At 69.9% G+C, this 13,105-nt stretch carries 9 protein-coding genes; 1 reads left to right on the top strand and 8 read right to left on the bottom strand.

Annotation, left to right across the window (positions count from 1 at the left end; genetic code table 11):
- Positions 1-26: 26 nt before the first annotated feature.
- From AC1DW0_RS17740 to AC1DW0_RS17710, 7 genes are all read right to left on the bottom strand, one after another.
- Positions 27-1,976: an ATP-binding response regulator gene (locus AC1DW0_RS17740; RefSeq protein ID WP_457394328.1), complete on the bottom strand. Its 1,950-nt coding sequence runs from the start codon at positions 1,974-1,976 to the stop codon at positions 27-29.
- A gap of 28 nt (positions 1,977-2,004) precedes the next feature.
- Positions 2,005-3,591, bottom strand: a complete 1,587-nt coding sequence (locus AC1DW0_RS17735) for a response regulator (RefSeq protein ID WP_477947132.1) — start codon at positions 3,589-3,591, stop codon at positions 2,005-2,007.
- Positions 3,592-3,733: 142 nt separating this feature from the next.
- A complete protein-coding gene (locus tag AC1DW0_RS17730) occupies positions 3,734-4,381 on the bottom strand; it encodes a response regulator (protein WP_056202806.1) in 648 nt (215 codons plus the stop codon).
- Positions 4,378-6,048 carry a PAS domain-containing sensor histidine kinase gene (locus AC1DW0_RS17725; RefSeq protein WP_457389211.1) on the bottom strand — a complete coding sequence of 557 codons (1,671 nt, stop codon included), beginning with the start codon at positions 6,046-6,048 and terminating at the stop codon, positions 4,378-4,380. Before AC1DW0_RS17725 ends, AC1DW0_RS17730 begins: the two co-directional genes overlap by 4 nt.
- 2 nt (positions 6,049-6,050) lie before the next feature.
- Complete coding sequence (ccsB, locus tag AC1DW0_RS17720) at positions 6,051-7,400, bottom strand: c-type cytochrome biogenesis protein CcsB (protein ID WP_477947129.1); 1,350 nt, start codon at positions 7,398-7,400, stop codon at positions 6,051-6,053.
- Positions 7,397-9,484, bottom strand: coding sequence for a cytochrome c biogenesis protein ResB (locus AC1DW0_RS17715; protein ID WP_477947127.1), 2,088 nt, complete (start codon positions 9,482-9,484; stop codon positions 7,397-7,399). Before AC1DW0_RS17715 ends, ccsB begins: the two co-directional genes overlap by 4 nt.
- 64 nt (positions 9,485-9,548) lie before the next feature.
- Positions 9,549-10,169, bottom strand: coding sequence for a c-type cytochrome (locus AC1DW0_RS17710; RefSeq protein ID WP_457350267.1), 621 nt, complete (start codon positions 10,167-10,169; stop codon positions 9,549-9,551).
- A 70-nt stretch (positions 10,170-10,239) separates the two neighbouring features.
- Here AC1DW0_RS17710 and yihA point away from each other — a divergent pair, with 70 nt between their 5' ends.
- Positions 10,240-10,974 (top strand): ribosome biogenesis GTP-binding protein YihA/YsxC, encoded by a 735-nt coding sequence (gene yihA / locus AC1DW0_RS17705; protein ID WP_056202819.1) that lies wholly within the window; start codon positions 10,240-10,242, stop codon positions 10,972-10,974.
- A gap of 3 nt (positions 10,975-10,977) precedes the next feature.
- Here the strand turns inward: yihA and AC1DW0_RS17700 are convergent, their stop codons facing one another.
- Positions 10,978-13,029, bottom strand: a complete 2,052-nt coding sequence (locus tag AC1DW0_RS17700; protein WP_477947125.1) for a DUF1631 family protein — start codon at positions 13,027-13,029, stop codon at positions 10,978-10,980.
- Between the last annotated feature and the right edge of the window lie 76 nt (positions 13,030-13,105).

Here is a 13,105-nt window from a genome sequence, read left to right as displayed (position 1 = left end):
TTTTGGGGCCGCGCAGCGAGGCTGAGTCAATCCGGGTTGTCTGTGGGCTGGCTGGCCGCCAGCAATATCTCGAAACGGCAGCCGCGGCCGGGCTGGCTGCGCACCTCCAGCCGCCCGCCCATGGCCTGCACCAGGTCGCGCGTCAGCGTCAGGCCCAGGCCCGTGCCAGGGATGGCGCCGCCGTCACGGCCGAGGCGGTTGTAGGGTTCGTAGAGGTGGGCGAGCTGGTCTTCGCTGAGGCCGCAGCCGCGGTCCTGCACGGCCAGCACGACCTCGGGGCCGCGGGCTTCGATCTCGACCGCGATGCAGATGCCGTCGCCGGCGTACTTGATGGCGTTGGACAGCAGGTTGTCCAGGCATTGGCGCAGGCGGCGGGCGTCGGCGCGCACGCGCACGGGCGGTGCCGGTGGCGGCGCGCTCAGCAGCATGCCGACGGCGGCGGCCTGGGCGGCGGCCGGTTCGCAGGCCTGCCCGGCCAGGGTGTGCAGCTCGACATCCTGCAATTCGACATGGAACTGCCCCGACTCCATGCGCGCGACGTCGCTGACGTCGCCGAGCAGCCCCGACAGCTGGCCGACGGCGTCGAGGATGTGGGCGAGCTTGTCGGCCTGGCTGGCGCTCAGGCGTTCGGCCTGCATCAGCTGGGCGAAACCCTTGATGACGTTGACCGGGTTGCCGATCTCATGGGCGATGTAGGAGAGCATGGACGCGGTGGCGCGGCGCGTGGCGGCGGCCTCGGTCTGGCGGCGCGCCAGGGCCTGCTCGCGGTCGCGCTCGCGGGTGTCGCGCAGCACGTGCACGGTCAGCGCGTCCGCGCCTTCGCCTTCGGTCGAGGTGCTGACCTCGACCGGTACGCGCTGGCCGCTGGCGCGCTGCACGCAGTGGCGGCCCAGAGCGTCGATGATGAGCAGCTCATCCAGGCGCAGGCTGAGCGGCTGTGCTCTCACGTTGAGCAGGGCGCAGGCGGCGGCATTGGCCATGACGACGCCGCCGGCCGCGTCGACGACGAGGATGGCGTCCTTGCAGGCCTGGACGATGGCGGCAACCCGACCGTCGCTGATCTGGCGGTGGTCGTGGTCGACCTGGCGGCGCTCCAGCGAGCGCTTGCGCTCAACCAGGCGGCGCACGCGGGCGCAAAGCACCGGTGCGCTGAAGGGCTTGCGCACGAAGTCGTCGCCGCCCAGAGCCAGCGCGCGGGCCTCGTGGCCGAGGGTGTGGGACTGGGTCAGGAACATGATGGGCACCTGACCCAGCGCGGCGTCGGCGCGCAGCCGCTTGCACAGGTGAAAGCCGTCGCTGTCGGGCAGGTCGATGTCCAGCAGGATGAGGTCGGGCTTGAGCTCGCCGACCAGGCTGAGGGCCTGGGCGCTGTTCAGCGCGAAATGGCATTCGCCGACGTCGGCCAGCAGGCTGCGCACCAGCTGGATGCTGGTGGCGTCGTCGTCGACGATGAGGATGCGCGTGCGGCTCTGGGCGGTGGCCTCGGGCTTGTCTGTGCGCTCGGCGGCGGCGCGCAGCTGGGTGCGCAGGCGCGCCAGCACCTGCACGTCGTCGAAGGGCTTGCGCAGGAAGTCGTTGGCGCCGAGGCTGAGGGCACGGGCCTCGATGCCGGGATCGACATGCGAGGTCGCGAAGATGATGGGCAGCTCGGCCAGGCCGCGCGTGGCGCGCAGGCGGCGGCAGACCTCAAAGCCGTCCATGCCAGGCAGCTCGACATCGAGCAGGACCAGGTCGGGGCGATGCAGCTCGGCCAGGCGCAGCGCATCCTCGCCATTGGTGGCGAAGCTGATCTGCGCGAAGCCCTTGAGCAGCTGGCCCAGGTACTCGATGGCGGCCACGTCGTCGTCGACGACGAGCAGATGGATGAGGCAGGCGCGCTCGGACGGTGTGCGGGCCACGGCCGCGGCCGAGGGCCGGGTCACGCGGGGCTGGGCGGGCGGGGGGGCGGGCCTGGGGCTCGTCGCGAGGGCGTTCATCATGTTCTCTCCCTGAGAAGCAATCGAATCAGCGGCCGCCGTGCCGGGCAAGCGCATCGGCCAGGCGGCCGGCGAGCTCGAGGATGTCCAGCGGCTTGGTCCAGTAGTCGTCGAAGCCGGCCTGCATGGCCCGCTCGATCTGGCCCGGCGTCGCGTCAGCGGACAGCGCGATGCACAGCGTGCCGGCCAGGGCGGCGTCTGCGCGCAGCTCCCGGACGACGTCCAGGCCCGACAGGCCAGGCAGGTTGATGTCGGTCAACACGACCTCGGGCTTCTGGGTCTTGGCCAGGGCCAGACCGGCGCGGCCGTCGCCAGCGTGCAGCACGCGCCAGTCGGGGCGGTCGCGCAGGGCTTCCTGCACGAGCAGGGTGTTGAGCGGCTCGTCTTCGATGTAGAGCAGGGTGAAGGCATCCTCGGCCCCGGAGCCCGCATCGAAGCGGCTGGGGCGGCCGGGCTCGGCGCGGTCGACGTCGAGCAGGCCGTCGACCAGCTGGTGCAGGCGCTTGGCGGAGTCCAGCACCCATTCGATGCGCTCCTGCTGGCGCGGCGTCAGGGGCTCTTCATGGTTGAGCAGCAGCAACTGGCTGAAGCCGATGACGGCATTCAGCGGCGTGCGCAGCTCATGGCTGGCGCGCGACAGGAAAGCGCTCTTGGCGGCGCTGGCCTGTTCGGCGGCGAGCTTGTCGCGGCGCAGGTTCTCGATCTCGATGTGCTCGTCGACGTCGGCGATGAAGCCATGCCAGAGCACGCTGCCGTCGGCCTGCAGCGAGGGGCTGGCGCGGCCGGAGCGCCAGGCCGGCCGCTCGGCGCCGGGCAGGCAGACGCGGAACAGCCGCTGCCAGGCCTGCTGGCCGGCCTTGGCCTCGCGCATGCCTAGCAACAGCCCGGGCAGGTCCTCAGGGTGCACGCGCTCGGCGAAGACGCGCAGGCCCTCAGGCTGCAGCGGCGCCATGGGGCCGAAGATGTGCTCGGCCTGGCCGCTGATGAAGCCGAGTTCGCCACCGCCGCCGGGCGCGCTGCGGTACTGGAACAGCATGCCGGGCGTCTCGCTGCTGAGGCGGCCGAGCAGCTCGGCCTGGGCCTGCAGATGGGTGCGGCTGGCGAGCAGGTCGACATGCTCGCGGCGGTGGGCGAACCAGGCGCCGACCGCGTTGGCAATGTCGGCCAGCAGCGTGGCCTGCACGGCGTCCAGGCGGCGCGGCACGGTGTCGCCCACGCACAGGGCCCCCAGCGTCAGGTTGCCCAGGCGGATGGGCAGGCCGGCGTAGGCGCGCAGGCGGGTTGCACCGATCACCCAGGGGCTGGTGGCGAAGCGGGGATCGGTCGTGGCGTCGGGCACCTCGAACAGCGTCTCGCCGAGGATGGTGTGGGCGCAGAAGGAGGCCTCGCGCTCGCAGTCGACCACCTCGGTGCCGTAGCGGGCCTTGAACCACATGCGGCGCTCGCCGACGAGGCTGATCAGCGCGATGGGATAACCGAGCAGATGAGCGGCGCAGCGCACCAGGCCGTCGAGCACGGCGTCGGGCTCGGGCTGGGTGGGCGGCTGGCTCAGGCCCAGCTCGGCCAGGCACTGCAGGCGCTCGGCCTCGTCGGCGGGGAGTTCATGCGCCCGCATGGAGGGCCTCTGAGCTTTGGGGGACGGGCATCTGGGACTTTCGCCGACCGAGGGCCGGTGACTGTCAATCTAGGCGCCCCCACCCGGCGGCGCTGCCGGGAGTTCTTGATGCCGGTTGCCGGGGCGCTCAGGTCCGCGCCGCTCAGGCGTCGTTGCTGATCAGACCGTGACGTATTGCCAGCTTGACCAGGGCCGTCACATCGGACGCGCCGAGCTTGGCCATCAGCCGGCTGCGGTAGCTGTCCACCGTCTTGGGCGACAAATGCAGGGCGGTGCCGATCTCGTTGCTGGAATGGCCATCGACGACCATGGTGACGACCTGGCGTTCACGCACCGACAGCGCGGCGAAGGGGTCGTCGCCCGTGCCTTCAGCCAGCGCCCGCGCGGCGAGTTCGCCCACGCCCTGGCCGAGATGGCGGCGGCCGCTGCGCAGGGCTTCGATGGCCTGCAGCAGTTCCTCCGATGGCGAGCCCTTCAGCACATAGCCGCAGGCACCCAGCTTGAGGGCCATGCCGACGTGGCGGGGCTGGGCCGACATGGTCAGCACCAGGGGCCGCACGGGCAGGTGGCGGCGCTGCAGCTCGGCCAGCAGCTCCATGCCGGAGCGCGGACCCAGCGACAGGTCGACCAGGACGATGTCCGGCGTCAGCTGCTGCAACTCGGCCAGGGCGGCGGTGATGTCGCCGCTGTCGCCGACGACATCATGGCCAGCCTCGGTCAGCAGCGCGCGCAAGCCCTGGCGCACCATGGCGTGGTCGTCGACGAGGTAGATGCGAGCGGCTTGCGTCATTCCGGGGTTTGCCATCGCAGGGTCAATTGCGTGCCGCCGCCCTCGCGCGGGCCCAGCTCCAGCGTTGCGCCGATGGCGCGGGCGCGCTCGCGCATGCCGATGAGGCCGAGGTGGCCGGGGCGACGCTCGAAGTCGGCGTCCAGGCCGCTGCCGTCATCGGCCACGCCGAGTTCGATCTCTTGCGCACAGCCGTAGAAGCTGAGCCTGACCTCGGTGGGCCGGGCGTGGCGCAGCGCGTTCTCCAGGCCTTCGCGGGCGATCATGAACAGAGCGTACTCGACCTCCACCGGCCAGCGCTGCGTCAGCAGCTCGTCCTCCGCGTCCAGCACCAGGCGCACGCCGGGGTGCAGGGCGCGGCGCTGAGCGACCTCGTTGTCCAGCGCCGCGGCCAGGCCTTCGTCCTCCAGCAGCGGCGGGCGCAGGTCGACGAGCACCTGACGCACCTCGCGCAAGGCCTGGTCGATGAGGCCGCGGGCCTGCTGGCGGGCGTCCGCGGCGCCCAGGTCCAGCATCAGGCGCAGGGCGGTCAGCGTCTGGCCGAGCTGGTCGTGCAGGGCCTGGGCCAGGCGCTGGGTGGTGCGGCGCTCCTGGTCCATCAACTGCTCGGCCAGGGCCGACAGCGCGGCCTCGGCGTCGACCTGCACCGAGATGTCGACGACGGCGCACAGCAGCAGCGCCCGGCCCGCCAGGTCGACGGGTTCGGCGACGAGTTTGGCGTGCAGGCGACAGCCTGAGACCGGGTGCAGTTCGCGGTCGTCGATCTCGGTGCGGCCCTCAGTGCCGGGCAGTGGCGCCAGGCCCAGGGCCTCGGCGGTCTGGCCGACGACGGACAGCGTCGGCCAGCCGAGCAGGCGGCCGAGCTCGTCGTTGGACTCGATGACGGTCTCGCTGGCGACGTCGAACAGCGCGATACCAACCGGCACCGTGTGGAAGAGGGCGCGGAACTTGGCCTGGCTGTCGGTCAGCGCCTGTTCGGTGAATTTGGCGATGGTGATGTCGGACAGCGTGGCCAGCACGCGGGCTGGCTGGCCGCGTGCGTCGCGCTCGGTCCAGCCGCGGCAACGCAGCCAGCGTGTCGCGGCGCCGGCCAGGCGCAGGTCGATGTCCAGCGGCGCGCCGTGCTGCAGATGGGACTGCAGGGCGGCCCGCCATTGGCCCTGGTCGTCGGCGTGCAACTGCTCGGCGAGGCGGCCGGGGCGATCCAGCAGGGTCAGGGCACGGGGCGACAGGTATTCGCTGTCGGCAGCGATGTCCCATTCCCACAGGCCATCGGCGGCGCCCTTCATGGCCCGGGCATAACGCGCCTGTTCGGCGTCGGTGCTGCCGAGGTCGCGGGCCATGCACAGCCAGCCCGTGCCGTCCGGCAAGGGGGCGATGCTGGCCTCGAAGCGGGCCAGGCGGCCACTTTGGGTGCGCAGCGCATAGCGCAGGCGCTGGGAGCTGGGCGCGCAGGCTGCCGCGAACTGCTGCGCCAGGGCGGGCGGGCCGATGCTTTGCAGCGATCGACCCTGCAGCGTTGCCCAGGGTGCGTGCAGATCGGGGTGATCCGGGTGGTTGCAGGCCGCGAAACGCAGGTCGGGCCCGATCAGGAAGCACAGGTCCGGCAGGGCGGCTGCGATGGCCGGCGCAGCCTGCGTCCAAGGCTCGCGGTCCGGCGTTTCAGGCATCGCTACAGCGTACCGTAGCTGTGCAGGCCTGAGAGGAACATGTTGACGCCCAGGAAGGCGAAGGTCGTGACCAGCAGGCCCACCAGCGCCCACCAGGCCGAGGCCATGCCGCGCAGGCCCTTCATCAGGCGCATGTGCAGCCAGGCGGCGTAGTTGAGCCAGACGATCAGGGCCCAGGTTTCCTTGGGGTCCCAGCTCCAGTAGCCGCCCCAGGCCTCGGCGGCCCAGAAGGCGCCGAGGATGGTGGCGATCGTGAAGAAGGCAAAGCCCAGCGCGATGGACTTGTACATGAGGTCGTCGAGCTGGGGCAGGTCGGGCAGGCGCGCCGTCAGGTGGCCGCGCAGCGCGACGGCAATGCCCAGGAAGGCGGCGACACCGGCGATCTTGTAGGCCCAGCCCTGCAGGCCGGCGACGGTGGCGGCCTCCAGCGTGGCACCGAAGCGCACCGCCAGGATCAGGCTGACGATGCCCAGCGGCATGGCAACGAGGCCGATGACGAGGGCGCGTGTCGTCGCCGTCTTCAGCAGAAAAGCCAGGGCCACCATGGCCGCCAGCGCGAAGCTGCCATAACCGACGAAGTTGGCGGGCACGTGGATCTTCATCCACCAGCTCTGCAGCGCCGGCACCAGGGGCTGGATCTCCTGGGCCTCGCGGGCCAGCGTGTACCAGAGCAGGAAGCTGACCGCGCCGCTGACGACCAGCATCACGTAGGCGCCCAACGAACGCGTTGCGAAGCGGGCCTCGTAGTAGAGGTAGAAGGTGGTCGTCAGCCAGCAGAACAGCACGAAGACTTCGTAGAGGTTGCTGACGGGGATGTGGCCGATGTCGGCGCCGATCTGGTGGCTCTCGTACCAGCGCACCAGCGTGCCGACCAGGGCCATGAAGACGCCGCCCCAGGCCAGCTTGGAGCCGACCACCTCGGCCACGCTGTTGCGGCCGGCGCCGGTGAAGAAGCCGCCCCAGTAGAAGAGCATGCTCATGTAGAACAGCAGGCTCATCCACAGGATGGCGCTCTGGCTGGACAGCATGTACTTCAGCCAGAACACCTTCTCGCCGGCGGCCAGGTCGGCGCCGAAGCCGTCGGTGTGCTGGGCATACAAGCCGATGGCGATGAGGGTGGCCGCACCGACGGCGACGCTCAGCCAACGCAGCGGCTTCCAGAACCAACCCAGCGCGATCAGCGCCGGCATGGCGCACAGCAGGATGCCCTGCTCGTAGACGTCCATCGACGCGTGGTAGCGGCTGAAGGCATAGCCGCCACCGAGCAGCACGAGGGCGGCGAACAGCCAGTCGAGAGTGTCACGGCGCTGCAGCGCGTGGCGGCGCGGCAGGTCAAAGGTGGTGGTGTTCATGAGGGCTCCTTCAGCACGGCGGCTTTGAGCTGGGCGAACATAACGGCGTTGTCGGGCGACTCACGGGTGCTGGACATGGCCATGCGCACCTGCGAGCCGCCCGGGTCGGCGCTGGGCACGAGCCAGACCCACAGCCTACGCTCCTTGATGTAGAGCATGGAAAAGACGCCGACGATGAGCAGGAGGGCGCCCAGATAGACCAGCTTCTGCCCAGGCGCGCGGGCGACCTGGAAGACGCTGGCCTGGACCTGCTCGAAGTTCTCCAGCTGCAGCAGCGTGGACGACGGGTAGTAGAGGCTGTCGGACAGGGACAACACGGCCTGGGTCATGAAGCCCTGGGCGGCGGCATCGGTGCCGGCGGGCTTGAGGCCAGCGCGCTCGCGGGCGATCTGGTGCAGCTCGAACAGGCTGCCGTTCAGGATGCGCAGCAGCACCTCGGAGACGCGCTGGCGGTCGGCCTCGGGCACGTCACGCTCGATGAACTGCGACAGCGCCGGCAGGCCGCCCTTGACTTCGTCGCCGGGCTTGGCGGCGGCGCCGGAGAACAGCGTCAGCGCACGCTGGGCCGTCAGCTGCAGCTGCGGCGTCAGCTGGGGCTGGTTGGGCGGCGTGGCGGCGGCGGCATAGCGGCGCGCAGCGACGTCACGCTGGGCGGTATCGGCCAGGGCCTGGCGAAGGCGCAGCCAGCCGCTCAACTCGCCGTTCTCGTCGGCCGGCATGCGCAGATAGCGGAAGGTCTCGGCCGGGGTGTCGCGCACGCCGGCGAGGAAGAGCTTCTGCCCGTCCAGCTCGACCGGCAGCATGTAGTTGTTGTACTCGCGGGCCTGGCCGGCGGCGTCGCGCAGCTTGTAGCTGAAGCTCGGGCCGACGTTGTGCAGAACTTTGCTGCCGTCCGACTTGGCGCCGCTGCCGAGATGCTTGCCAAGCGCCGCGCCGAGGTCGACCTTGCGCACGTCGGCGCCGCTGGCATTGGCGCCGCTGCTACCGTCATTGGCGAGGTTCTCGACATTGATCACGCGCAGGCCGTCGAGCTCCAGCGTCTGCTCGCCAAAGGCCATCTTCGTGCCGACGCGGCCGGCAAGCTTCACGGGCGTGCCGGTGCTGGCCAGCGGCATGGCCTTGAGCTCGAGCTTGCTGCCGCCGTCCTCGAAGCTGCTCTGGTAGATGGCCAGGCCCTTGTGGATGACGGGTTCGTTGACCTTGACCGTGGCCTCGCGCCGTGTCGTGCCGTCATGGATGACGATGTCGCTGGCAAAGCTCTTGGGCATGCCCGTCGGGTAGTAGTCGACCTTGAATGCCTTCAGCTCGATGTCGAAGGGCAGGTCCTGCAGCACGACGCCGCTGGGCAGGCTCAGCACGGCGATGCCCTGGCGCTGCTTCTCGGTGACCGACACATTGCCGCGAAAGCTCGGATTGCCGGTGGAGAGCCGGTGTTCGGGCCGGATGTCCGACACGAAGCCTGAGCCGGTGTAGAGCTGCTTGCCCTGGGCCCACATGGCCAGCTTGACCATGGCGTTGCCGTCCAGCACGCCGCCGATGAGGATCAGCACGATGGCGGAGTGGGCGCAGAGGTAGCCGATCTTGTTGGCCGCGCCGCGGCGGGCCGCGATCATGATGCCGTTGTCGCGCCGCTGCACGCGGGCCTTCCAGCCGTGGGCCGCCAGCGTATTGCCGATCTCGGCGAGGGCCATCGAGGGGTTGCTGGGCAGCTCTCCGATGGCCTTGTGGTGGTGGGCCTGCAGGGACTGCTCGCGCACGCCCTCCTTGTAGCTCTTCAGGTCGACCAGGATCTTGGGCGCGTTGCGGGCGATGCACAGGCTGGTCGAGAGCACCAGGAAGGTCAGGATGACCAGAAACCAGGGCGCGCTGTAGACCGTGTAAAGCCCCAATTTGCCGAATACCTCAGCCCAGAAGGGGCCGAACTGGTTGACGTAGTTGCCCATGGGCTCGCTCTGGCGCAGCACGGTGCCGATGACCGAGGCGATGCAGATCACGCTGAGCAGCGTGATGGCGAAGCGCATGGACGCGAGCACGTCCAGCAGTTCGCGGGCGGGTGAGGAGCGAGAGACAGGGACGGCGGACATCAGCGATCAACAAAAAAGGCCGGTGGGGTTCACCGGCCTTTGTTCCTCAAGGCAAGCGCCGCGTTCAGCGCAGGCCAGCGATGTAGTCGGACACGGCCTTGATTTCCTTGTCATTCATCTTGGCGGCGACGGTGACCATGACGGGATTGTTGGCGCGTGCACCGCTGCGGAAGGCCACCATCTGCGCTTCGACATAGTCGCCATGCTGGCCGCCCAGGCGCGGGTACTGGACCGGCAGGCCGGAGCCGTTGGCACCGTGGCAGCCGGCACAGGCCGGCACATTGCGCTCGGCAATGCCGCCGCGGTAGATCTTCTCGCCCAGGGCGACCGTGTCCTTGTTCTTGGCGAAACCTGGCTTGGCGGTCTTGGCGGCGTAGAAGGCGGCCACGTTGCGGATGTCGTCCTCCGACAGCGGGGCGGCCATGCCTTGCATGACGGGGTTCTTGCGCTTGCCGCTCTTGAACTCGGCCAGCTGCTTGGCCAGGTATTCGGCGTGCTGGCCCTGCAGGATGGGATTGGCCGGGCTGCCACGCGAGCCGTCCGCCGTGTGGCAGGCTGCGCAGACCTGGGAAGAAATGGCACCGCCCTTGGCCGAATCGGGCTTGGCAGCAACAGCAGCGGGCTCGTTCGCGTGAGCCGTGGCGGCCAGCAGCAGACTCGACAGGAGGAGGGCGACAGTCTTCATGGATTTATACGGTCTCAAAGGGCGTAACCCGAGAATTTTACAATGCTGAACCACAGCGTCCGAGCTAGACATGACCGACAAGATTCCTGAGGCCCTGCCGGCCGAGCCCCTCACCGAGAAGCTCGCCCTGGCCTGGACGCATACCACGCGCTTCCTGACCACCGCCAGCCAGCTGGTGCATCTGCCCGCCACCGAACTGCCCGAGATCGCCTTCGTCGGCCGCTCCAACGCCGGCAAGTCCACCGCCATCAACACGCTGGCCCAGCAAAAACGCCTGGCCTTTGCTTCCAAGACGCCGGGCCGCACCCAGCACATCAACCTCTTCGAACTCGGCCCGAAGGACGCGGCCGACGCCCTGTTCGCCGACTTGCCGGGCTATGGCTACGCGGCCGTGAACAAATCGGCCAAACTGCGCTGGCAAAAGGTCATGGCCGACTACCTGGAAGTGCGCCGCAGCCTGTCGGGCGTCGTGCTGATGGTCGACTCCCGCCTGGGCCTGACCGACCTGGACAAGCAGCTGCTGGAGTTCGTCGCCGCGCGTGTGGCCACCGGTGAGATCAAGTTGCTGGTGCTGCTCACCAAGTCCGACAAGCTCAATCGCAAGGAAGCAGACGCGGCCTTGCGCGCGACGACGGAGTTCCTCGCTGCGATGACCACCGAGAACTCCGACGTGGCGGTGACGCTGTTCTCGGCGCTGAAGAAGAGCGGCGTCGGCGACGTGGCGCTGGCGCTGCGCGAATGGGTGCTGGCGCATCGGCTGCCCGACGACATGCCGGCGGTCGAGCCGATTCACTCGGCGGGCTGAAGCTCAGCCGCCGTCCAGGTCGCTCATCAGCGTGTCCACGGCGCGTTGGACGACGTTATCGTCTTCCAGTGCCGTGATGAGGCCGTTGGACAGCAGCGCCTCCAGCGCGCGGCGGGTCAGCGGCAGGCGTTCGTCGGAGTCGCGGCCGACGAACAGCAGGAACTGCCGGCCCTCGCTGATCCAGGCGATCTGGGTGGTATGCCAGTCGCCCTGGATGAAGAGATGGAACCAGCGGCCGATCTGCAGGCCATCGATCCAGCGTTGCAGCGCCGCGCGCGCATCCGGCGAATCGTGCTGGTTGTAGAGCTGCACCGGCACAGTCGGCAGTTCGCCGCGGTCGACGTCGACGCTCAGCCAGTGCGAAGGCACCTGGGAATCGCGCTCCTCCATCAGGCGCTGGACGATCTCGTCGGCCGAGGCGGGCGCGGCACTGCTCGCCGTGGGCGAGGCGGGCGGCGGGGCGGCGGGGCGGCGCTCGGCGGGGTCCAGCGCCGGCAGGCCGCGCAGCAGGCGGGCATGCTGGGCCATCAGTTCGGACAGGGCCGGCTCGCGCTTGGCTTCGGAGAGCTGGATGCTTTCGCAGCCGGTCAGCAGGCGCTCGATGAGGACGGGCAGGCGCATGCGCAGGGCCTCGCGGTCGGCGAGGTCGCGCGGCGTGATGAGGCTGTCGAGCACGGCGTCGACCATCTCCATCGCCGCGTGGGCTTCGTGCGAGTCGCGGCCGTGGCGCACCATGGCCGCGACGATGATGTCCACCCAGGCCGTCTGCAGGAAGCGGTGCATGCGCGGGCCCAAAGGGGCGCCGGTGATCTGGTGGTCGATCTGATCGCGGATCAGCTCGCGCCAGTCGCTGCGCAGCTGTTCCCGCTCCAGGGCCGCCAGCGCGACGGCATTGCGTTCGCTGCTCTGGCGGGCCTGCTGGTCGATGTGGGCGTCGACGCGAGCCAGCACCTGCTGGAAGAGCAGGGCGTTGGGCGTGGGCGCGTCGACGAGGAGCTGGGCCTCGGCTTCCATGAAGCGCAGGAAATCCACAAGGCGGGCGTCATCGGCGCGCTCGAAGGCCATGCCGTGGGCGGCGACGCGGTTCAGCAATGCCCAGGTGGGATGGTCCTGGCGGCGCAGCAGCATGCTGTCGCTGCGTGCCAGGCGCACGACGGCGATCTGCAGTCGCGCCAGCAGCGCCTTCAGCGGCGGTAGCAGGCGCGGGTCGGCCAGGATCTGGTCATAGAGCCGGCTCAGCATGTCCGGCCCCGTCGAGCGCACGAAGGGCGCCGGGGCCAGCGGACCGCGCTGGGTGACGGGGCTGTGGGGCGCCAGGCCCTGCGGCCGGGAGTTGACCGCGTCGACGCGGCGCGACAGGCCGTCCAGCGTGCCATGAGCGGCTGGCCGCGTACTGACGCCGCGGGCCGCGGCCAGGCGCTGGTGGGCCAGCGGGTCGGTCTGGGCATGGCCGTGGGAGGCCACCATGTCGCTGATGTCGGCGGCGCGCAGCGTGGCGCAGGCCTGGGTGTAGAGGCGGTTCAGGGCGCGGGCCAGCGGTGTCGCGGCCACACGCATCAGCTCGTACTGGGTCTGGGCGCCGAGCGGGCTGGACGCCAGCGCATGGTGAAGTGCGTGAGCGTAGAGGGCCGGGCGCAGCGGGTTGTCGCGCTCGCGGGCCCGTGCGATGCCGCGCAGCGCCGCGAAGAAGTTGCCGATCTGGTGCAGCTCGGCCCGGCTCATGTCCTCGGCCGCATGGGCGACATGGGCGATGGCCACGTCCTGCAGCGCCTGGTGTTCGTCGACGAGGCTGAGGCTTTCCAGGCCGCCGAGCTGGGCGGGCGAGCGGTGCAGGGGATCGTCGCCGCGACGGCCGGCCTGCAGCAGCTCGATGAGCTTGCCCTCGAAGTCGGCCGCGAAATGCGCGCGCACCTTGCGCCAGGCCTCGCGCAGTGGATAGTGCTGGGGCTGCGCTTCGAGCTCATCCTGCACGCTGTTGAGCAGGTCGCGGGCCATCGGGCCGGCTTCGGTCAGCGCGTGGTCAAGCAGGTCGTGAGGATTCGGGCTGAAGGGCATGGACGCTATCGAGGGGCGTGATGAGATTATCCGGCGCCAGGCTGGTGCACCCCGATGTGTTGCCCCCTCTTACCGA

This window comes from Roseateles sp. P4_D2 (assembly GCF_056401875.1).
The sequence above is the reverse complement of the archived record's forward strand: the minus strand, read 5'-3'. Positions and strand labels throughout refer to the sequence as shown.